The sequence below is a fragment of the Flavobacterium koreense genome, assembly GCF_054776075.1.
Genome location: NZ_BAAHCF010000012.1, coordinates 90,332 through 112,582 on the forward strand (window position 1 = coordinate 90,332; position 22,251 = coordinate 112,582).

The 22,251-nt window shown below is 31.3% G+C and carries 17 protein-coding genes; 1 reads left to right on the forward strand and 16 read right to left on the reverse strand.

Annotated elements, in window-relative coordinates; translation table 11 throughout:
• Positions 1 to 182: 182 nt before the first annotated feature.
• Entirely contained in the window at positions 183 to 1,256 is a 1,074-nt protein-coding gene (gene paaE, locus ACYU7A_RS06620; RefSeq protein WP_460575143.1) for a 1,2-phenylacetyl-CoA epoxidase subunit PaaE, read from the reverse strand.
• A 169-nt stretch (positions 1,257 to 1,425) separates the two neighbouring features.
• Positions 1,426 to 1,995 (reverse strand): TetR/AcrR family transcriptional regulator, encoded by a 570-nt coding sequence (locus ACYU7A_RS06625; RefSeq protein ID WP_460575145.1) that lies wholly within the window; start codon positions 1,993 to 1,995, stop codon positions 1,426 to 1,428.
• A 119-nt stretch (positions 1,996 to 2,114) separates the two neighbouring features.
• Here ACYU7A_RS06625 and ACYU7A_RS06630 point away from each other — a divergent pair, with 119 nt between their 5' ends.
• Positions 2,115 to 2,423: a rhodanese-like domain-containing protein gene (locus ACYU7A_RS06630; protein WP_460575147.1), complete on the forward strand. Its 309-nt coding sequence runs from the start codon at positions 2,115 to 2,117 to the stop codon at positions 2,421 to 2,423.
• A 60-nt stretch (positions 2,424 to 2,483) separates the two neighbouring features.
• Here ACYU7A_RS06630 and ACYU7A_RS06635 read toward each other — a convergent pair whose 3' ends face one another.
• The 14 genes from ACYU7A_RS06635 to ACYU7A_RS06700 all read right to left on the reverse strand — a co-directional run bounded on the left by ACYU7A_RS06635 (position 2,484) and on the right by ACYU7A_RS06700 (position 22,188).
• On the reverse strand, positions 2,484 to 4,196 hold the full coding sequence (locus tag ACYU7A_RS06635) for a zinc finger-like domain-containing protein (RefSeq protein WP_460575149.1): 1,713 nt from the start codon (positions 4,194 to 4,196) through the stop codon (positions 2,484 to 2,486).
• Between the two features lie 45 nt (positions 4,197 to 4,241).
• Complete coding sequence (locus ACYU7A_RS06640) at positions 4,242 to 5,498, reverse strand: hypothetical protein (protein ID WP_460575151.1); 1,257 nt, start codon at positions 5,496 to 5,498, stop codon at positions 4,242 to 4,244.
• A gap of 172 nt (positions 5,499 to 5,670) precedes the next feature.
• On the reverse strand, positions 5,671 to 8,775 hold the full coding sequence (locus tag ACYU7A_RS06645; RefSeq protein ID WP_460575153.1) for an Ig-like domain-containing protein: 3,105 nt from the start codon (positions 8,773 to 8,775) through the stop codon (positions 5,671 to 5,673).
• Between the two features lie 71 nt (positions 8,776 to 8,846).
• The gene (locus tag ACYU7A_RS06650; RefSeq protein WP_460575155.1) at positions 8,847 to 10,298 is read right to left on the reverse strand and encodes an SUMF1/EgtB/PvdO family nonheme iron enzyme; all 1,452 of its coding nucleotides are present in this window, start codon (positions 10,296 to 10,298) and stop codon (positions 8,847 to 8,849) included.
• 107 nt (positions 10,299 to 10,405) lie between these two features.
• Entirely contained in the window at positions 10,406 to 11,056 is a 651-nt protein-coding gene (locus ACYU7A_RS06655; RefSeq protein ID WP_460575411.1) for a response regulator transcription factor, read from the reverse strand.
• Positions 11,056 to 12,996 (reverse strand): tetratricopeptide repeat-containing sensor histidine kinase, encoded by a 1,941-nt coding sequence (locus ACYU7A_RS06660; RefSeq protein ID WP_460575157.1) that lies wholly within the window; start codon positions 12,994 to 12,996, stop codon positions 11,056 to 11,058. Before ACYU7A_RS06660 ends, ACYU7A_RS06655 begins: the two co-directional genes overlap by 1 nt.
• Positions 12,993 to 14,933, reverse strand: coding sequence for a tetratricopeptide repeat-containing sensor histidine kinase (locus ACYU7A_RS06665; RefSeq protein ID WP_460575159.1), 1,941 nt, complete (start codon positions 14,931 to 14,933; stop codon positions 12,993 to 12,995). Before ACYU7A_RS06665 ends, ACYU7A_RS06660 begins: the two co-directional genes overlap by 4 nt.
• A 416-nt stretch (positions 14,934 to 15,349) precedes the next feature.
• The gene (locus ACYU7A_RS06670) at positions 15,350 to 15,994 is read right to left on the reverse strand and encodes a DUF4230 domain-containing protein (RefSeq protein WP_460575413.1); all 645 of its coding nucleotides are present in this window, start codon (positions 15,992 to 15,994) and stop codon (positions 15,350 to 15,352) included.
• Positions 15,995 to 16,067: 73 nt separating this feature from the next.
• Positions 16,068 to 17,492 (reverse strand): hypothetical protein, encoded by a 1,425-nt coding sequence (locus ACYU7A_RS06675; RefSeq protein ID WP_460575161.1) that lies wholly within the window; start codon positions 17,490 to 17,492, stop codon positions 16,068 to 16,070.
• Between the two features lie 162 nt (positions 17,493 to 17,654).
• On the reverse strand, positions 17,655 to 19,469 hold the full coding sequence (locus ACYU7A_RS06680) for an outer membrane protein assembly factor BamB family protein (RefSeq protein WP_460575163.1): 1,815 nt from the start codon (positions 19,467 to 19,469) through the stop codon (positions 17,655 to 17,657).
• A gap of 26 nt (positions 19,470 to 19,495) precedes the next feature.
• Entirely contained in the window at positions 19,496 to 19,867 is a 372-nt protein-coding gene (locus ACYU7A_RS06685; protein ID WP_460575165.1) for a hypothetical protein, read from the reverse strand.
• 74 nt (positions 19,868 to 19,941) lie between these two features.
• A complete protein-coding gene (locus ACYU7A_RS06690) occupies positions 19,942 to 20,904 on the reverse strand; it encodes a GSCFA domain-containing protein (protein WP_460575167.1) in 963 nt (320 codons plus the stop codon).
• 105 nt (positions 20,905 to 21,009) lie between these two features.
• A complete protein-coding gene (locus tag ACYU7A_RS06695) occupies positions 21,010 to 21,855 on the reverse strand; it encodes a hypothetical protein (protein WP_460575169.1) in 846 nt (281 codons plus the stop codon).
• A 78-nt stretch (positions 21,856 to 21,933) separates the two neighbouring features.
• Positions 21,934 to 22,188: a hypothetical protein gene (locus ACYU7A_RS06700; protein WP_460575171.1), complete on the reverse strand. Its 255-nt coding sequence runs from the start codon at positions 22,186 to 22,188 to the stop codon at positions 21,934 to 21,936.
• Positions 22,189 to 22,251: the final 63 nt, after the last annotated feature.

The window sequence follows — 22,251 nt, forward strand, 5'->3', positions numbered from 1 at the left end:
ACGATTATTATTTTTCTATTTCTTGAACCCTATAAAACCTATAAGTTCATTTAAGAAATTGTTTTTATCACTATTATTTTTGTTCCTCTAGTTAGCTCTTTAGCCCCGATTGGAGCGGCACCTTGTAGAGCGGAAAGCGGGAATATGGATTACTAAAATGCCCGAACCTTTCGCTACAAATGCTACAATCCGAAATCTACTACTACTTTTTTGGAAGTTGGGACAGCTTGACAACTTAATACGTAATTTTTTGCCAATTCATCTTCTTCGAGTGAGTAGTTTAGTTTCATTTCAACAGAACCATCTACAACTTTACAACGGCAAGTACTACAAACTCCGCCTTTGCAAGCGTAGGGTAAATCGGCTCCTGCAGCGATTGCGCCATCTAATATATTATCGAAATCTTCGCCCATCACGAAGTGAAATTCTTTTCCGCCATCAATAATGGTTACTTCAGTTCCTTCAACTTTTTTCTCTACAATTTTGTTTATTCTTAGTTTGTCCTCTTCTGTAAGTCCGGTTGTGAATAGTTCAAAATGAATTTTATCTTTAGACAATCCAGCTGCTACTAATTCGTCACGCAATAAAAAAATCATATCTTCTGGACCGCAAATGAAACATTCGTCAGTTGTTGAAATGTCGATTATCTTATCGGTTAATACTTGCAATTTTTCTTTTGAAAAACGACCATTAAACAATTCTGATGAACGGTGTTCTTTGGTTAGGAAATAAAAAACCTCGAAACGATTGAAATACAAGTTTTTAAGTTGCTCAATTTCCTCTTTAAAGATAATTGATTTTACGGTTCCATTCAAATAAAACAGCTTAAAAGTGCTGTTGGGCTCCAATGCCAAATGCGTTTTGATTATGGAAAGTAGCGGTGTAATTCCGCTTCCAGCTGCAAATGCGATGTAGTTTTTTGCCTTTGTAGGATTGACTTCTGTGAAAAAAGTTCCGTTTGGCGGCATTACATCTAATGTATCACCGATTGATAATTGCTCGTTGGCAAAAGTTGAGAATAATCCTTCGTTTATTTGTTTAACGGCTACTTGCCATTTATTTTCTATCGGACTAGAGCATAACGAATACGAACGACGCACTTCGTTGCCGTTGATATTGGTTCGAAGAGTCAAATGTTGTCCTTGTTTGTATTGGAATTCGGACTTTAATTCTTCTGGAATATCGAAAGTGATTACCGAACAATCTTTGGTTTCTTTATAAATATCAGCAACTTTAATGCTATGAAATTTTGCCATACAATTCTATTTAAATTAAACTAACAATTGTTAGTTTACAATGCAAATTTAATGATTTTTTTGATATGTTACGAAAACGTTGTAATTTTTATTTTATCGTTAACAATTGTTTTAACGTAAGCTTTTTTGATACAAAGATTAAAAATTTGAAAATTAAAATTGTAACAAACTAAATAATCCCATTTAGCAATACCTTTTTCATGTTGTTTTTTAAGACTTTTTCGTTTAGGCTTTTGGTTTTATCATACCAAATGTAAAGTGTTCTTAAGGTTGACAATGTAGAAAAGATGATAACTTCGATGTTTAGATTTACGATTTCATTATTTAAAATTCCTCTTTTTACAATGTTTCGGAAGTTTTGTTCGTAGTCATTCCGCATTTTAATGAAATATTTTAAATCGTTATCTTCTAGATGCATCCAATCGTTGTTTAGGCAAGCTAATGCATCAGGATTTCTGAGTGTAATATCAATATGCAAATCGATTACTCGTTCTATTTTATGTATGGATGAAATTTCGGAAGCTACTATTTCGTTCATTACATTGGTAAATTCTTCGGCAATTTCGATAATGATTAAGACTAGAATTTCTTGCTTAGACTTGATGTGATTATACAAACTTGCGGCTTTGATGTCCATAGCTTGAGCGATGTCACGCATAGTTACTGCGCTATAGCCTTTTTCTTTAAAAAGTTTTGCGGATACGTTTACGATTTCGGTTTTGCGGTCTGTAATCTTCATACGAATCAAATATAAAGATTTTTTTGACTTGGGTAACTTTTGTTACAACTTTGTAAGATGTATACCATTAATTTTGCTGTAGAAATCTGAAATAGAAAACAAATTAAAAATAATAAAACATGGGATTATTAAGTATGTTAGGTTTAGGAGGAAAATCGGAGAGCGTAAAAGAATACATGGACAAAGGAGCTGTTATTATTGATGTAAGAACAGTTGGTGAGTTTAGAGAAGGTCATATTAAGAACTCTAAAAACATTCCGTTAGACAACATTTTTTCTAAAGTTAATGAAATTAAAAGATTAGAAAAACCTGTTATTGTATGTTGTAGAAGTGGAATGAGAAGTGCGCAAGCTGCATCAATTTTGAAAAACAATGGTATTGATGTTATGAATGGTGGTGGATGGCAAAGTCTTGAAAGTAAATTATAGTTTATTGATTAAATAGTTATTGGTTTTTGTAAAAAAGGCTCTGAAATTCAGAGCCTTTTTTTATTTTTTCACAAATCCTTTTCCGTCACATTTGGAGCAACCCATTACGGTATATTGACCTGTTCCTGCACAATGACTGCATTTAGCCAAACCACCTGTGTTACCGGTATGTCTATCGTAAGTAACCATATCTTTTCGGTATCCAGCGCCTTTACACATTGGACATTGGGTTTTAATTACACCTAAACCATTGCATTGATTGCATTGGTATTCGTTTTGGAGTTTAGTATTAGCAGCTTCCTGAGCTATTCTTTCTTGCTCTTTTTGTTGCTGATATACAGCTAAATTTCTTAGGGAAACAGGATGTTCAAAACTAAAATCTGGAAAATCAGAACGATTTACAAAATAGACACGTTGACAATCTTCCTCTCCATTTTTTCTCACGAAACAACAATGTGATGAATACCCATCTTTCCAATCTGTAGCGGACACTTTACAACCTTCATAACCCCAATGATTATTATCGGTAATATAGACAGTTCCTATACCTTCCATCTGTCCATATTGATTAAACTCACCTTCATAGTATCGGCTGTACATACGTTTTTCTGTACGTGGAAAAGTTTGTTTACCAATGTACTTACCTTCTTTAAAACCCTTAACTTCTATTAATTTTTCATCAACAGTAAGGTTTCCGTTTTGAGGTAATCCGTTTTGGAATTCACCTGTAAATACAATTTTCTTATCAAGATATGCTTTTGCGCATTTTCCATGAAATTTATAGTTTTTTATTGGACCAATAATGGTGTACTTATTTTTATTTATGTCTTCATCATTCATTACAAAGTCGCCAATTGGCTTTCCGTTTGCAAAATTTCCAACCATTTCAAAACCGAAACCTGTGTCTGGATTTTTAGCAACATAAATAGTAGCTTCGCCGTTTTGACAATCGCCTTTAACGCAAAAAGTATAAGGTGCTAAGTAAGTTATAGGTTGAACTAATTTTTCCAAATAAAATTTGCCCCACTTAATAGTATTTGATTCGTCTTTGTAGGGAACATAACCCGTTATCCCATCCAAATTAAATATGGCAATAAAAGCACCTTTATCATTTTGAATTTCCCATTTTAGTATGGGTCTGTTTTTTGACAATTCGCCTTTATAAAAAAAGCCTTCTTTGGTGAAATATTCTGTATAACCATCAAAACTATTATCTGGATTTAAATAAGACTCAATTTTGGTTCCATCAGGTGTTTTATAGGTAACTTTTGATTTATAACTTTCAATATCTAATTCTATTCCGTTTTTGAATGAATAATATAGATTTCTTGATTTTCCAGTATAATTACAGCAGCCATTTCGGTTAGCGGAACTTATTTTGAGGCTATCTCCATTGGCATAAACATATTTACCTTGAATAGGATGCCCTTCATAAAAATGTCCTTCATATCTATCGCCGTTGGAGAAGTCAATCTTACCAAAACTAATAGAAACTGTTTTTTCATGTCCGCCATAATTGCTTTGAACACTTCCAACAAAAACGCTTTTGTCTTTAAAAGTAATATGGTAACCTACTCCATTTTCTAACGTTAATTTTTTTTCTTTCATGTAAAGTTCTTTTTCGGGAACGAATTGAATTTTAGGGATTTCAATCGGTAATTTCAATTGAAATAATTCAGGAAAAAGTTCTTTAGTAACTACAGTGGTTGCTGTATTTTGTGCAAAACCAAAAAAACATATAAAAATAACAACCAGGGAAAATATTCTTTTCATTGTTTGAAAATTTGAAAAATTTACTAGTATAAAATTAAAAAAATATTAATTAGGAATCAATACCACATCTGAAACAATTTTTGCTAATGGAGTTGATGGAATGGTTTTTACTATTGATATTAAAATACCGTTTGGTGTTGATTCCAATGCTGAAATTCTGTCGTCAGTTACTGTTAAATTAGGTTTTTCAATTACAAATGATGAACCTGATAATTTGTACAGATTTTTATCTCTTCCTGATATCAGATAGATGTTGCTTCCCGAAAAAACAATATCTTTAATAATTCGATTGGTGTCACCTGGAAGCAACGTAATGGTTGATGGTAATGTCACGCCTGTTTTTACTACTTCAATGGAGGTTCCGTTGAATTTATATATATCTAAAACATCCGAATTATAATGCCTTACAACCATATAAGGATTGTTGAGATTATTTGGGTTTTTGTGAAGCGTAATCGTATTTATAGAAGTCCAACCTGAACCAATACTACCAATACCCTCTAAACTCGTTACATTACTAAAAGTACTTCCGTTGTAACTGATGATGTTGATTTTTCCGTTAGAAAGATTGGAAGTGTAACTTAACCAAGCCCAATATACCTTATCTGTGTTACCCACTTTAGAAGCATCATTGGTCATAGGAATATTAGTATTGCTACCAGCAACATAATCCATTTGAGTTACTACATCTCCAATCCAAGAAAAATTTGATGGATTGTATCGATACAGCATCGGTTTACCATAATTGGAATTGTACCCAACACTCAACATAAAATTGGCATGATTTATCGTATGCATATAGCCCTGATTGGAACTTGCCGAAATTGCCCCTGAAAAGAAAGTTGGGCTATGTACAAATATTCGAGTTCCTTCAAAACCATAAGAACCATGTGCACCACTAGTAGAATTATAGGAAATCAAACGCGTGTAATTGGTGTCAATTTCAAAATCATCGTTGGCTGAAGAATTTTGAAATCCTACTTTGTTAGAACTTGAAGAAGTATTATAATCGCCTTGACAGTTTAAAACGGCTCCATAAGACATAAGAGAAATTGACGGAACTGCATATTTTGCGAATGTCGAAAAAACACCGTTATCATCAATTATTTTATAAATTTCTGCCGTATGATAATTATAATTATTATTATCGCCTTCTGTTGGTGGAAATTGGTATAATCTAAACTTAAAAGTTCCGCCATTATTGGCATAAAAAGTTTTAGCTGGACCAATTTCTTGATCGATTGTGTTACTGTTTGAAGAATCTTCTGAAGAATCTGATGAACATGATGAGAAAAAGATCAAATTGAAGAGTACCAGTAGAATTGAACATCTTTTCATTGTAAAAAAATTAAAATTATACACAAATTTACTTTATGTACTGTATTTAAAAAATACGCAGAATTTCGTATTAGTTAAAAAACCATCCCGAATTAACGAGATGGTTTCAAAAAAACTAAACTATAAAAACTACTTACTACTTTTTAATTACTTTAAAGATTTTAACCTTATCATCAACTAAAACTCTAACAATATAAGAACCCGAAGAATATCTTGACATATCTATTGTTGTTTCATTTTCGTTTACCGATTTTGAAAAGACAATTTGACCAAGTATATTCACAACTTCTAAATTTGTCATCATTTCTGTTGAAGAAATAGTCACAATATCAACAACTGGATTTGGATATAACTTGATAACATTTGCTACAAATTCCTCAGTTCCTAAACATCCACCTAACGTCATTGTAACTGCCAATCTTGTAGGACTTTCACAACTTGTAACCGTTTGAGAAGCATAGTAAGTTGTTCCCGAAACTAAAGGCGTTCCTACTGGAATTACATTTCCGCCTGTTGGTGCATCATACCAAATTACATTTGAACCTGTAACAGATATTAATCCAACTGTTTCGCCTGCGCAAAATGATTGATTTGCAAATCCGGTTGGTGCAGCTGTTGGATTTATTGAAGCAGTTACCGCAACTCTAGAAGTAGTACAAACTCCGTTATTTGCCTCAACATAATAAGTTGTTGTAGTCGAAATATTAGGCGTAGTAAAACTTGTTCCAGAACCTAACAAAGTTCCTCCAGATGGTGCATCATACCAGCTTAGAGTTCCAACATTTGAAGTTGCATTTAGTGTTAAACTACCTGTATCACATCTACTCGCTGGAGTTGTTGAAGTGATTGTTGCTACTGCAAATACAGTTGCATTAACAGCAGTTCTAGCTGAACTACAACCTCCATTAACCACCTCAACATAATAAATTGTTGTTGTTCCTAAAACAGGAGTTGTAAAAGTTCCACCTGTGGCAACTAAAGTTCCACCTGTTGGAGCGTTGTACCAATTAATAGTTCCGATACTTGCTGTTGCTTGTAATGTTACACTTCCATCGCCACATCTGCTAGCTGGAGTTGTTGAAGTTATAACTGGAATTGCATTAATTGTTGCCGTTATTGCCGTTCTAGATGCTGAAATACAAGTTCCATTTGCAGCTTCAACATAATAAGATGTTGTAGAAGACAAACTTGGTGTTGTATAACTTGTTCCTGTTGCTACTAAATTTCCTCCAACTGGTGCATCATACCAATTTATTGTTCCAGAATCGGAATTAGTTGTTAAAGTTACACTTCCGTTACCGCAACGACTAGCTGAACCTACAACTGTTATTTGTGGAATTGGAATGTAAGTATAATTTACAGCTACTCTCACAGAAACACATCCATTATTTACTGCTTCTGCATAAAAAGTGCCAGAACCACCACTTACTGAAAGACTTGTTCCAGTTGTAATTGCAGACCCTCCAGAAGCGACATTATACCAATACACAGTTCCTGCGCTTGCTGTTGCAAATAAAGTTCCTCCACCTTGACCACAAACTGTAGCGTCAGTTGTTGATGTAATAGTTGGCGTAGTATTAACAGTTGCCACAACTGGCACTCTTACTGAAGTACAACTTCCGTTAACCGCTTCTACATAAAAAGTTGTAGTTGTGCTGATTGATGGAGTTGTAAAACTATTTCCTGATCCTAACACACTTCCACCTGATGCTGAACTATACCAATTTAAAGTTCCTGCATTAGCTGTTGCTCCTAAAGTTACAGTTCCCAAATCACATACTTGCGATGGAGAAGTTGATGTAATACTTGGAGTCACGTTTATTGTTGCAGTTACAGGAGTTCTTGTTGAATTACAAGTTCCTAAAGTAGCTTCAACATAATAAGTTGTAGTTGAACTAATACTAGGTGTTGTATAACTTGTTCCTGTTCCTAATGATGTGCCACCTGTTGGTGCTGCATACCAATTTAACGTTCCACTAGAAGCTGTTGCTTGTAATGTTACCGTTCCAGCATCACATCTACTTGCAGGAGTTGTTGAAGTTATTGTTGGTGTAGTATTTACTGTTACAACCACTGCTGTTCTTGGTGAAGTACAACCATTTAAAGTTGTTTCAACATAATAAGTTGTAGTTATAGTCACATTTGGAGAAAAACTAGTTCCTGAAGCAAGTAAAGTTCCTGCTGTTGGAGCATCATACCACCAAATTGTTCCTGCGCTTGCTGTAGCAGAAATTATAACAGAACCTGAACCACAACGTGTTGCCGGTGTTGTTGATGTTATTGTTGGCGTAGTATTTACTGTTGCCACAACTGCACTTCTTGACGAAGAACAAACTCCATTTAATGATTCAACATAATAAGTTGTAGTTGATGTCAAACTTGGAGTTGTAAAACTAGTTCCAGTTCCAACTAAAGTTCCACCAGTTGCTGCATTGTACCAGTTTAAAGTTCCAACATTTGTTGAAGCTTGCAAAGTAACTGTTCCTGAATCACATCTACTCGCTGGAGTTGTTGAAGTAATAACTGGATAAGCATAAACTATTATTTGGTCTGTAGCAACTACAGTATTTGTTCCGTTGTAATTTGCTGCCATTAAAGTTACATCATAAACACCTGGCGTATTATACGTAATTACAGGGTTTTGATCTGTTGACGTAGCTGGAGTTCCTCCTTCAAATGTCCATGTCCAAGCCGATGGAATATTGGTTGAAGTATCTGTAAATGTCACTGTTTGACCTACACAAATTTGGGTAACTGAAGCTGTAAAACTTGCTACTGGTGGTTCTGTTGGGCAAATTGGAGCAGTTTTATCTAATGTAAAACCATCTCCGTCACCACCAAAGTAAGCATAAAACTGAGGTGGAAATGCACAAACATTTGCCTCAAAAGTTTCTACGCCTGCACCATCATTATTTCCTCCCATATAGGCAAAGAAGGAAGGCGGAATACCACAGACAGTAGCACTTAGCTCTTCTGTAGCTGCACCATCAGCATTTCCTCCCATATAGGCAAACTGAAACGGTGCTGTTCCACAGGTTGTTGTACTTAACTCTTCGACACTCGAACCATCGTTGTTTCCTCCAAAATAGGCATAAAAATGCGCTGGAATAGAACAACTAGTGTTACTTAACTCATTTGCAGTAGAACCATGAGAGTTTCCTCCATTGTATTGAGCAAAAGCGTTAAATTGTGTCAAAATAAATGTTAAGCAAACAACTAAATATATTTTTGTTGTTTTCATCTAATTTGATTTTTAAAATTATTATACTTCTTTTGTTATAGGCTTATTAACCTATACATCAAATTAGATTACTATCTTACACCTCTTCCACCATAAGTGTATTGTCTTGTTGCATCAGTTGAACCAGCAACTGTTCTATCTGATGTTCTAGCATAAGAAGCAGGACTTACATATTCTCCACCTCTTTGACCAACTCCTGTTGCTGTTGAAATTGATGGCCAAGTAGCTTGGTTTGCATTTCCTATTGCTGTTAAAGTTCCGTCACCTAAAGTTCCATTAAAAGCAACTCCTGATGCATTTGCTACAGTAATTGTTCTTTCAACAACATTTCCACCCATTTCCATAGCTCCATAATAAGAAGCTCCAGCTGATGATCTACCTGATGTTGATGTTGCGAAAACACCTACTTTTAATGGTCCATAACCTGGATTTGCACTTCCTAAAGCTACTGCACATCTACCATTAACAACAGCGTTCGCTGCTTCAGTTGGCTGTAATGGATTTACAACTGTAGTACTATAAAATGCATTAATTGTAGTATCACCCCAAGGATATTCTCCTGCAACTCTTGGCATTGTTCCACGACATACTTTTTCAAATTCTAATTCAGTCATTGGTCTTAAAGCTGCCCAATCTAAATAAGCTGCTAAATCTGCCCACGATAAATTATTCATAGCCCCACTTTGTCCGTCATTCACATTGTTGAAAACTCCATTAGTTGCATCGCAGCCAAAAACAGCAGGTATAGCCGCATTATTTCCAGGTGTTTCAATAACAATACCATTTCTATAATAATTTGCCCCAAAAGTCACATAAGTTCCTGAAGCAGATGTTGGATCAGTAGTTATTCTTGTTTGTTGCTGTGCAAAAGTTAATGAGTTTAAAAATTCAACATATTGTAATTGAGAAATTTCGTATTTCATACAGTAAAATGAATTGTATCCCATTGGAAAAGTTGCTGGAACTGTTGGTCCACCACCGCCAATTGCAGCTGATGTTATTCCACCTGATTGAGACGTTGCTGTTACATTTATGCTATTGAAAGTTGAAGCACTTGTAGCATCACCAATTTCAAAATTTCCTTGAGGAACATTTACCATTTCAATTCCGAAAACTTTGAAATTATATGGTCCAGCACCCAAACCTGTCATTCTCAATGTAATTGATGTTGCCGAAATATTTCCGCCACCAAGAGCACTTCTTCTGATAAAAACACCTCTACCATCTGCAACTGGGTCTACTTGTAATGGAGAAGCAGCAGAATGATCTCCGGCAACTGTACTTAAACTAGTGTGTGCCCATAAACGTGTGTTACAATCTTGATACTTTACAAATACCCAAACGGCATCCCAATTAGCTGGAGCAACATTGGCATTCCAACTGTTTTCCCAAGAAATATTAAAAGTAATATCGTTTCCAGAAACAGATGTTCCTGTAATTTCTACGTTATTTGCATTTGAATTAATTGCAAATAATAAAAATAGTGCCGAAGCAATTTTTGAAAAATAATTTTTTGATTTCATCGTATTGATTGTTAAAAGTTATAGGACAAACTTACCTTACAACAAAACATAAAAAAATACGCTAAAATGCGTATTTTTAAGAATTCAATATTCTGAATATCAGAAATCTATATTAATTTATTGGTTTTTGCTTTTTGAATAGCTTCTAATTTATTATGAACCTGAAGTTTGGTATATATATTCTCCACATGCTTGCGAATGGTTCCAACAGATAGGAATAAATTATCAGCAATTGCATTATATTTTAATCCTTTGCTTAATTGTTCTAAAACCTCAACTTCTCTATTGGTTAGGTTGATTTCTTCGCAAGGTTCACAATTATCAAAAACCATTGGTTCTCTTAATAATTTTAAAGTTTTTAATGCAATTGATGGTGTCATTGCTGCTCCACCATTTAGTGTTTCAATAATCGCATTGTACAAATCTTGTGGATTTACTTCTTTAAGAAAATAGCCATCAGCACCAGCTTTTATTGATTTAAAAATATTTTCGTCATTATCAAAAACGGTAAGCATTATGATTTTGATTTGCGGATATTTATTTTTTACAACTTCTGTTGCTTCAATGCCGTTCATTTTAGGCATTTCAATATCCATTAGAATTAAATCTATGTTGTGGTTTTTTTCTAATTTTTCTATTAAATCTTGACCGTGATTGGCTTTGAATTTTATATCAATATCATCAAAAAAAGCAAGTTTATCTTGAATTGCTTTTTGAAGAAAGGTATTATCATCAACTATAGCTATTTTTATCATAATTATACTTTTTTTTGAATTTCAAATCTAATTTTTGTTCCTTTATTAATTATTGAATTGATTTCAAAAGTTCCATCAATCTCTTCTATTCGTTTTTTCATATTGTAAAGTCCGTTTCCGAATTCGGTATTTTCAATGTCAAATCCTTTTCCGTTGTCTTGAATTTCGATTTGAATTTTATTGGAAACATTTTTAACATCAACGATTATTTCATTTGCATCGGAATACTTTACAGCATTATTTATTGCTTCTTGAATGGTTCTGTATAAATTGATTCCAATTAGTGAAGAAAATTTTAAATCTTGCAAAGATTCATCAACGTTGAATTTGAAATCTATATTCTCTTTGGCAGATTTTGCTTTTTCTATGAAATTAAAAATTCTTGAACGCAAATCTTCAAATGAAAATTCGTTGCTGTTCATTGCCCATATTGTATCTCTAAGATCAATAATTGTAGACTTGGTAAAATCGCTAATCTTGGTAAGTTGATTTACGATTTTATTGTCTGTAATTTGATTTCCGTGTTTTAAATTATCTACTGATGAAATAACAAAAGTTAATTGTGCTCCAATATTATCGTGCAAATCTCTTGATATTGAAAGTCGTTGTTCTTGCAATTGATTTTGAGTTTCAATTTGAGCAATTGCAGATTTCAATTGAAATTCTTGCTCTTGCTGTTTGTTTTTAAGTTTTTGTTGTCTATAAATCAATAATCCTAAAAGGAATAAAAAAATTGAAATACCTACTAATGAGAATATTAAATTATTTTTATTTTTTACCTGAATATCTTTTTCCAGTAATTGTTTTTCTTTTTTTGCAGTTTGATATTTGGTTTCGAGTTCAATTGTTTTTTTTAGTACTTCTGAGTCATTTATTTTTTGATTTAATTTCAAATATTTTTCTTGATAAAAAGCAACGCTATCTTTTTCAGACAGATAAGAGCAAACTGGAATAAAATATTGATAGGTTAGAAGAAGATTATCTAAGCCATTTTGTTTTTCAAAATATTTTTTTAATTGTAACAACAAAACTTTAGATTCTTTGAATTTTTCAGCTCTATTTAAAACTTCAACATCATTGAGTTTCATTTTAAAATCCATAAAATCAGAATTCAAATTTTCAGTACTTTTCTTGGACTCATCAAATACTTTTTTTGATTCTTCAAATTTTTTCTGAGCTACTCGAATTACACCAATATTATTTAATGCTTTTGCAAGAAATAACTTATTGCCTGTTTCATTGCAAATTTGTTTTCCTTTTTCAAACATTTTTAAGGCGTTTAATGTATCTTTCAATCCTAAGTAAATATTCCCTTTGTTTATATACATTGGACAAAGTGTAGCTGTTGCATTAATTTTTTCATAATAATTAATGGCACTTTGGCTATATACTAATGCTTTTTTATAGTCTTTTAAATCAACTAGTAATCCAGACATTGCATTTTTGATATTGTGTATAACTTTTTCATCATTTGCTCTATTTGCATACTCAAGACCAATCAAATAATTTTTCATTGATAAATCAGATTCATTTTGATTGTAGTATAAAAGTCCTATTCCTGAGTAAACTTTTGCTAATCCTAAAACATCATTTTTTGCTTTCCTTATAGCCAATACATTTTTCAAATATTTTAATGATTGATTGTAATCACCTTTTTTTAAGTAAACGGTACTTACATCTCCATATGCTTGCGCAATAATTGTTGAATCACCAAGTTTTAAAGATTGATTAATAGCTTTTTGTCCATAAACTAGTGCAGAATCTATTGATATATTCGAGTAATACCAAGTTAAATCAGAATAAATGATTGCACGTTTTTTCTCATCTGGATTTGATTGTAAATCCTTTTTTAAATCATTTATTATTTCTTGAGTATTTTGTGAATAACCAATAATTGATACTATAAAAAATACTAATGTTAAAATCTTTTTGAGTCCTTTCATATCAATATTGAGATTATTGTTCCTTTATTGAGTAAGGTATTGATTTCGAATGTTCCATCAATTTCTTCTATTCGTTTTTTCATATTATTTAAACCATTTCCGAAATCTATATTTTCTATATCAAATCCATTCCCATTGTCTTTAACTTCGATTTGAATTTTGTTATGAAAACTTTTTACATCAACAGAAATTTTAGTTCCGTTTGAATATTTAATAGCATTGTTAATTGATTCTTGAATGGTTCTATAAATATTAATTCCTACAATTGATGATAGTTTTATTTCGGCAAGTTTCTCATCAATTTTAAATTCAAAACCAATGTCTTCTTTAGCTATTTTTGCTTTTTCTATGAAATTAAAAATTCGTGAACGCAAATCTTCAAAAGAAAATTCATCCTTGTTCATTGCCCAAATGGTATCTCGAAGTTCAATTATTGTAGCTTTTGTAAAATCACTAATCTTAGTTAATTGGTTTACAATTTTATTATCATTTATTTGATTACCGAATTTTAAATTATCTACAGACGAAATGACAAAAGTCAATTGTGCTCCAATATTATCGTGCAAATCTCTTGAGATGGAAAGTCGCTGCTCGTGTAAATTATTTTGTGCTTCAATTTCTTTTATAGCCGATTTTAGCTGAAACTCTTGTTCTTGCTGCTTGTTTTTAAGTTTTTGCTGACGATAAATAAGATATCCAATCGTTATTAATGCCAAGGAAATAAGAATCAAAATTTGGAATTGAGTATTCTTCTTTTTTATTAAAAGCTCTTTTTTTATTAACTCATTTTTGGCCAATAATAATTGCTTTTCTTTCTTTTCAGATTGGTATTTAGCTTCATAAAGATTTATAGCTTTTTTTATTTCTAATCCACTAGTAATTTTATCTAGTGAATCTTTTGAACTTAAATAAATATAAGCTTTTTGAAAATTTTTCTCTTTTAATGCTATTTCTGACTCTATTTTGTAATAAACAGAAAGTCGCTCTAAATCTTTATTCTTTTGAGTTATAACATACAATTTGCTACTATATTCTTTAGCTTTCTTCAAATCATTTTTCAACAAATAAGCCTGACATAAACTTGAATAAACATTTTCAACTATATTAGATTCAGCTTCATTTTCTTTGCAAATTTTCTCCGCTTCATTCAAAACAGCAAGTGCTTCATCTAATTTATTTAACTTCATTAAAGAAGTTGACATGTTATATTTAGCGATAGCGATTCCTAAGTCATCATTAATTTTTTTCTTAATTACAATCGCTTTTTCATAATTCTGAATCGCAATATGATATTTACCTTGCTTTTCATAAAGTTTTCCAAGATTTACGTAAGAAACTGAAAGACCATAATCATCATTGGCTTTTTTTCTAATATTTAAGGCTTTCTTTAAATAGAATTCGGCTTTTTTAGGCTCATCTATTTCATCATAAATCAATCCAATATTACTTAATGTATTTCCTTGATAATTTATGTTCTCAATCTTTTCAAATAACTCTAATGATTTGTTGTAATTTTTAAGTGCTTTGTAAAAATCTCCTTTGTTCCAATCTAGTAATCCTAAATTGTTATATGCAGAGCCTTCTGTAGAGAGTAAGTTGGCTTTTTTGGAATAATGAATTGCGTTATTATAACTAATGTAGGCGCTATCTAGTTTTCCTAACATATCAAAATAAACACCTTTGGCATTGAATGCTTTTGCATAAGCATAATTGGATTTTTTTTGTTTTGCTATAGAAAACATTGCTTCAAAATACTTTTTTGAAACTTTAACATCTGAAAACACTTCACTAAAAAAAAGTTTGTTGTAACAATCAACCCTTACTGTATCGTATTTAGAAGTTCTAGTAAGATTTAGTAAACTATCCTTCTCTTTATCATTTTGAGATAAACAAATTGTTGTGGCAAGAAAAATAATTAAGTAACTTATTTTATTCATAAATTTTATTTTGCATTGATTAAAATTAACAAAAAAATTAACATATATGATAACTATATCAATATTACTATTAATTTTTTTTATTAATAATGCTAATAAACACATTTTGTAGCTCGACGATTTCCTCTGAAAGGTTCTTCAATTTATTTTTGTAATTCAAATCATAATCGGAAGAGATAGCTACTTTTTCATTAAGGTAAAGTTGCTTTTTATTTAGAGAAGATATTATTTCTTCTAATTTTCGGATATTAGATAGGTGATTTTGCTCAATTTTTGAATTTTGAAAAATCAAAAACACGAGTACTACCATCAAAACAAGTATAAAGAAAGTGAGAATATAAATCATAAAAAAAGCCATTAAATCAATACAAATTTGACTTAATGGCTTTAAAAAAACAATACGTATAAATGCGTATTTATCCTTTTATTTTTTGAGTAAATTCTTTATCAGAATTAACTACTTCTCCGTTATATTGTAATTTCCAACCCATTGAATTAGTTACAACTAATATTTTTGACAATTCGCTTATCAAACGGTTTTTTGCATTTGATTTTAAAGAAGATTTTTCTATTTTTTTTGCTAAATTTTCTTTTGCAATTTTATTAATCTTATTGTAATCGTCACCGGTAAATTCGTTAAATGTACTTTGATCTACATTGTAATATTTAATATCTGGACTGATTTTTATTTCCTCTTTTGGAATACTTGTAATAGTCAATGTTTTGTTTGGAGCATCAATGTCATATTGCACTTTACTTAAATCAAAACTTACTGTTACATCTGCATTAATAACTACTAGTGCTTTTTTGTCAAATGAAATTAAATCTCCAAGGTACTTATTTTGATCTTTATAAGTCATCACTTGAGAGAAATGTCCTTCGGTAACTACTAATTTACCTACGTTTTTAATTTGCTCTTGAATGAGATTCGTATCGTATTCTACTGAAGATGAATCTTTTTTTACAGTAACCAATTGGTAGATTAAAAAACCAATAATTGCAAAGAGAATTAGGTAAATAATCTTTCCAGAGCGAATTAATGCTTGAACCAAAGGAGTCATTACATTTTTAATATCGGTCTCGGTAGATGTTTGTCGTGCCATGAATTATATATTTGACAACGAAGATATAAAATCAATTCTTCTTTAATAGAACATCTTTAGAAATTTTAACTTGATTGATTTGGTTTTTGCCTTCTACTGCTGATATGTAATATAATATTTCATTTTTTTCATCATAAAAAGGTTGCCCATCAAATTCGGCTGAGTTGATTTTGCTTCCTAAATTTATTGGTTCACTCCAGTTTTTCCAAGTATCATCTTGTCTATACGATACGAAAATATCGTGATTCCCTAATGTACTAAATCCATTGGAAGCAAATAATAACGTTTTTCCATCAGATAATAATTGAGGTGTAAAATCATCGTTTGCACTATTTATGACTTTACCCATATTTTGCAACATGCCATAAGTTCCGTCTTCTTTTTTATTGGCAAAATAAAGATCAACACCGCCTTGAGTAAAATCGGTTTCAACAGCTATTATCAATGTTTTACTATCATTAGATATTGTTGCATCTGAAAAATCTCCATAACTGTTGTAAGCAGCTACTTTTATTTGTCCTTGAGATTGAGGTTTCCCATCTACCAAATTAAAAATTTCAAATCCAGTGTTATTAGAACCTGGAGTATAGGTTGAACCACCTTTTAAAACAAAACTTGAATTAACAACATCAACAAAATTATAATAATCGCCAGAATTTAATTGTGATTCAACTTGTTTATTCGTCCACGAATCTGCTTTTTTTGAATAAGAAATAATTTCTTCTTTATCTGTTATATTTATTGATGTATACAATTTATTTCCGTCTTCAGAAATACAAACTGTTGAAGGAATAACCTCTGCTAAATCAACTTTTTGAACATTAGGCAAATTTTCAAAATCAGGTTTTGAATTTATGTTCACTTCAATTGGAATCTCAGAATCAGAAATTCCTATGGCATCAATTTGTTTTTGACCTGGCAATAGTGCAAAATTAAATTCTACTTTAACAGCAATTACTCCCGAAACCGAATTATCTAAAATAGCATATTCAACTCCTGGATTAAAAACATTGGGAACTTCTTGAATCTTTCTTCTTTTTCTTCCAAAATAATAAGCTCTGTCAGAATTTAAAGTTGTTCTGTATATTGGTGTTTTATAATTGGGTTTTCTTGACCAAACGTATTGAAACTTTTCGCCATCTGTAGAAACTGCAATAGCCACCACACAACCTGCATTAAGATTTTCAAACACAGCAACTTGCTTTACTGATTGCGCTTTTTCAAAACCAACAATAACGGTTTCTCTTCCATCTAAAGCATTTTTGGGTGTCCATGCATTACCGCTGTAACCTCCTTGTGGAAATACATCTGGTTTTCCTAAAATCCTTTTGATTCCGAATTGTTTTCCACCTAAATCGGAAGAAAATTTTATCAACTTAGATGCCCATTGAACCTGTTGAGCATTAACAGAAAAAAAAGCAAACAAAATAGCGAATAGATATAGATATTTTTTCATATGTTTAAATTTTATTTTTTTAGAGGTAACATATGGTATCGCCTATTTAATCATTGGTGTTTGTTTGCAACAAACTTGTTGTTAGTGGCGATTTCATAATTATTTCATTTAAAAAATGGGCTGCAACAAAGTCACAGCCCAAGCAACAAAGTGTAATAACCTCTAATTATTTACTTTGATTTTTTCTACTTTTTTACCTTTGAAAGCGAAGATGAATTCACCATCAGAAGTAATGTCGATTCCGCTACCATATTTTGGGCTTCCTCCTTTACCTTTAGATTGAACAGAACCTTTGGTTTCTCCATTAGTCATATCAATTCCATAAATAATATTTTTGCTATTTCTTTGATCTCTTAGATAGTAATTTCCTTCTATTTCATAGAAGAAATCAACGCCTCTAATTTTGTCTGTTGCATAAGCTCTTGTACCATCTTTTTTGTTGTAAGATGCTAATCCTTTTTCTGAAAGCACAACAACTTTATCACCAAAATCAATTACATCAGAAGCTTTTCCTACTCCTGCATCATTATGTTTTACATCAAACAATTGTTTTCCTGACGCGATATCATATCCGTAAAACTCATCACCATCACCAACAAAAGCTGTTTTATCTTGATCAATAATTATATCAGTGATTCTCTTATCGAATTTTTCAGAACGCCATGATGTTAAACCTGTTTTATCATCGATTGCCAAAACTCCATTTTTTTGAGCTTTATAATCCCAGTAAATGTATGGTACGCTTTCTCTGTAAGTTCCACCCATTGGTGATGATCTTGTTTCCATTCTATATTCTTGAACTTGAACTTTACCTCCAATTTGAAGCATGATTTTATCACCTGTTTTGTATAAGTTTGGCATACTAAAAGCTCCAGTAATTTTTTCTGATGCCCATAATAATTTACCAGATTCTAAATCGTGCTTTTCAACATATTTAGTTCTATCTCTTGTACCTAACATCACTAAATAAACTGCGTTTTCTTCAAATACTGGATCAGCAATAGTTCTGTAATATTTTTTGTTTGTTGAATTTGAGAACAAACCTTTTCCACCATCCATATCGTTTTCATAGATAGCTTCCCAAAGTTTTTGACCATTATTGATATTATAAACCTGAAGACCATTTAGATACATGTAGATTTTATCTCCTTTTATCCACAAATCTAGAATAGCTCTTCTTGTAACCAATTCTTTCTCAACTGTTCCCAAGAAAGTAGCATCCCAAAGTATTTCACCATTTACAGCATTAATTTTTACTAACTGATTTTTGAATCCAGCGAATAAAGCTCCTAAAGCTGTTGGTTTGAAATTCACCATGATAATTTCGTTTCTTTTAGCATCGTAAATGTATTTTCCAACACCACCTTTGAAACGATTAGTTTCCCAAACTTTTTCACCTGTATTGGCTTTTACTAATATTACTGAAGCCTTTTGAGAAATTAAAAAAGCGTCCAACTCTGAAATGTATTTTACAGTTTCCAACTCGCCTTGATCAGCTCCATCTTCTGATTTTGTTCCTTTAGGCATCAAGTTTTGATATTCTTCAGAATTCCATAACTCTTTTCCAGTTGCAATATCTAAAACAGCTACTCTATCAGTTCCCATTTTTCTTTCGTCAAATAAGAACAAGTAACCACCTTTCTCTTTCCAAATAACATATTGGTATTCACTTTTGTTAGTTTTGTTTGTGGTAAGTTTTTTATAATCACCGCTCCATAACATTTTTCCGTTGGCATCTAATACCGTTGCAGAATTGTCATCTGTACCAAGAATATAAGAACCATCACCATCATTTACTGCCAATCTACTAGCTTTGTTATCAAATTCTGATTCCCAAACTGTAGAGAAATTTCCTGATTTTTTACCGGCCGATTTTCCTCCGCCAGTTACTTTGCCTAATAATTTTCCAAATTGTGCATTGGATTGCAATGTTCCCATCATACAAATGGAAAGCATTAAAATTGATAATTTTTTCATTGTTAAATAATGTTTAGAGGTTGTTATTAAAAGGTAATAGTGTAACGAATTTTATATCGTTGTTGTTTTTGAAGTTTGAATTGAAATTTGTGATCTAAAATGTAAGATGACATAAAATTGATAAAGTCAATATTCTTTATATCGCTATCAACTTTGAAGAAAGTAGCAACTTTACCATTTTGAACTACACTAATATCAATTACCATAGTTCCTTTTACGTCGGCAAATTTTTTGTTTTTCTTTTTTGTAAATTCTTGTGATTGAAATACTTCATCAATTTCTTTTGTTACTGTTTCAGCAACGACTTCTTCATCAGTTAAAACTGGTTTTTGAGCATTGATTGCAGGAGAAATTAATAGTAAGAATGTTAATCCGAAAACAAGTCTGATTATACGCATGACTAATTTGTTTAATGTTACAAGGCAAACTTATAACTTAAACAAATCGAGGGAAATACGAAAAAATACGTATTTTAACTAAAATGCAAGAATGGCAATTTTTGTTGAAGTTGTTCTATTTTAGCTTCAAGGTTGGCTAAAAATTTTTGATGACTTTCAGAATTTGGATTAAATGGTCTGTGTTTTAAAGCTCTTTGAATTTCACAAACCTGATTCATTAATCCGAATTCACTTTCAGAAACGTAGTTTTCAAAGAATTTTATCCAAATATAATCGATAGCAGACTGACTTGGATGTAGCATATCATCGGCATAAAATCGATAATCACGAAGTTCGTCCATCATAATTTCGTAGGAAGGAAAATATATCGAGTTGCGAGTTGCGAGTTGCGAGTTTTGGATTGCCGTAATCAAATGCGCTTTGCTTCTTTGGTTTTCAATAAATCCATCTTTGATATGTCGCACAGGCGAAATGGTAAAAATAAAATTACAATTTGGATTGATTGATTGAATTAAATTGATTGAATTCTCAATTGATTTTTCGATAATTTCTACAGATAAAATTTCTTTATCAAATTGATTTTGTTTTACTTTATGACAATTAGCTACAATACTTAAACTGTCAGGCTGAGCTTGTCGAAGTCGATAAACCCAAGACGTTCCGTAAGTAATAATAAAATGAGATGCTTCAATAATTTGAGTTCTAAAAAGATGTAGTACTCTATTCAAATTTTGTACTATTAATTCTGAAGAAGTATCACTTAAAAGGGAATGAACTTCATAACAATGCCATAAATCGTTATGAAAAAAAATGTCTTTTTCTGTAAACTCAATTTTATTTACAGCTCTGTTTATAAGATTTTCAATAGAAATTGGATTAAAAATAATTCCAAAAGGATTTACACAATTTTGAAACTTAAAATACTCAAATTTTTCTCCCATATTTTCAGCAAAACACGAACCAATAGAAATAATTTTAGAATTATAATCTATAGGATTTTGATATTTTGCAATTGGAACTTTGGTAGTGAAATTCATTTATCTATCTAAAAAAATTAAAAATCTATAATGTCAAAAGTAATAATAAAAAATAATCCCGACAGTTAAAAACCATCGGGATTATTTAAAAATCTTATTTATAATTTATTGATTATAAAAATATTGGTAAGTTCCACTCCAAGTTGAATTGACTAAATCTGTAAAAACTTCATTTAGTGGCATATTATTGCTGTTGTATGTATAAGTTGACGTCTCTCTAGTTACGTTGTTCTTTTTAAACATCACAGGATTATTTGCAACACCTGAAAACCCTAAAACCTCAGATGGTGTTTCTAATTCAATTTTTGAATAACCTGTTACATTAATAAAAGGATTTACTTTGTTATCAAAAGTGGTTTCTTGTACCTCTGTATATTCAAAAGATGTTCCAGGATCGAAAACAATTTCTTTTTTATAACCTTGGTTATTAGCTACATAAATTGTTCCATTTGCTACAATATCACTTCCTTCATTGGTTACAAATGTAATAGTGCCATTTGTGTTGTAGGTATAATTGGTAACATTGACAGTGGTACCATATATACCTGTACACTTTTTCAATCGTAAACTTGTATCGTATTCAAAATTTACTGTTTCTAACAAAACACCATTTAAGGTGGTTTTTGCTTGAGTAATTAAATCTCCAGTATAAGTATATGAAGTTTCCTCAACAGAACTTGAAAACGTATTTGTATATTTTAGAATTTTTGTTCCACTATAGAAAAATTCTGTAGTTTCTACATCACCATTGGTAAGGGTTTCAATAACTTTTGTAAGTAAGACCGGAGTATTACTTCCGCCACCGCCACCGCCATTGTTGTTTCCGCCTCCATTATTGTTTCCACCACTATTGTTATTAGTGTTATTCAATAGAGCAGGATCAATAGGTTCAACTTCACATGAAGTGAAAATTGTCAAAATTAAGGCGAAGATACCAAGTGTTTTTTTCATTGTTTTATTTATTTGTGTCCAAATTAACGGATATTTTTTTAATAAAGTAATTAAATTGTAGGATAAATTAAAGGTAAGCTACTCTTTTTTATAACTCAATACAAACATTTTTGAGTTTACTATTTGTTGTTTATTCTCTTCTATATTTTTCTCCAACTTTTCGATTTTTTTGGTATTTTTTTCTTTTTTAGAATCATCAGAAACAGCAAGTTTATTCTTAAGTTCTTCAAGTTCTTCATTAAGTTTAAAATTTTCAATAGAAATTGGATTGAAAATAATTCCAAAAGGATTTACAAAATTCTGAAACTTAAAATACTCAAATTTTTCTCGCATATTCTCAGCAAACACGAACCAATAGAAATAATTTTAGAATTATAATCTATAGGATTTTGTTTT

What these genes read in the sequence shown, in the direction of transcription:
- paaE (WP_460575143.1), bottom strand. Translation starts at nt 1,256, where the DNA reads ATGGCAAAATTTCATAGCATTAAAGTTGCTGATATTTATAAAGAAACC.
- ACYU7A_RS06625 (WP_460575145.1), bottom strand. Translation starts at nt 1,995, where the DNA reads ATGAAGATTACAGACCGCAAAACCGAAATCGTAAACGTATCCGCAAAA.
- ACYU7A_RS06630 (WP_460575147.1), top strand. Translation starts at nt 2,115, where the DNA reads ATGGGATTATTAAGTATGTTAGGTTTAGGAGGAAAATCGGAGAGCGTA.
- ACYU7A_RS06635 (WP_460575149.1), bottom strand. Translation starts at nt 4,196, where the DNA reads ATGAAAAGAATATTTTCCCTGGTTGTTATTTTTATATGTTTTTTTGGT.
- ACYU7A_RS06645 (WP_460575153.1), bottom strand. Translation starts at nt 8,775, where the DNA reads ATGAAAACAACAAAAATATATTTAGTTGTTTGCTTAACATTTATTTTG.
- ACYU7A_RS06650 (WP_460575155.1), bottom strand. Translation starts at nt 10,298, where the DNA reads ATGAAATCAAAAAATTATTTTTCAAAAATTGCTTCGGCACTATTTTTA.
- ACYU7A_RS06660 (WP_460575157.1), bottom strand. Translation starts at nt 12,996, where the DNA reads ATGAAAGGACTCAAAAAGATTTTAACATTAGTATTTTTTATAGTATCA.
- ACYU7A_RS06665 (WP_460575159.1), bottom strand. Translation starts at nt 14,933, where the DNA reads ATGAATAAAATAAGTTACTTAATTATTTTTCTTGCCACAACAATTTGT.
- ACYU7A_RS06670 (WP_460575413.1), bottom strand. Translation starts at nt 15,994, where the DNA reads ATGACTCCTTTGGTTCAAGCATTAATTCGCTCTGGAAAGATTATTTAC.
- ACYU7A_RS06675 (WP_460575161.1), bottom strand. Translation starts at nt 17,492, where the DNA reads ATGAAAAAATATCTATATCTATTCGCTATTTTGTTTGCTTTTTTTTCT.
- ACYU7A_RS06680 (WP_460575163.1), bottom strand. Translation starts at nt 19,469, where the DNA reads ATGAAAAAATTATCAATTTTAATGCTTTCCATTTGTATGATGGGAACA.
- ACYU7A_RS06685 (WP_460575165.1), bottom strand. Translation starts at nt 19,867, where the DNA reads ATGCGTATAATCAGACTTGTTTTCGGATTAACATTCTTACTATTAATT.
- ACYU7A_RS06690 (WP_460575167.1), bottom strand. Translation starts at nt 20,904, where the DNA reads ATGAATTTCACTACCAAAGTTCCAATTGCAAAATATCAAAATCCTATA.
- ACYU7A_RS06695 (WP_460575169.1), bottom strand. Translation starts at nt 21,855, where the DNA reads ATGAAAAAAACACTTGGTATCTTCGCCTTAATTTTGACAATTTTCACT.
- ACYU7A_RS06700 (WP_460575171.1), bottom strand. Translation starts at nt 22,188, where the DNA reads ATGCGAGAAAAATTTGAGTATTTTAAGTTTCAGAATTTTGTAAATCCT.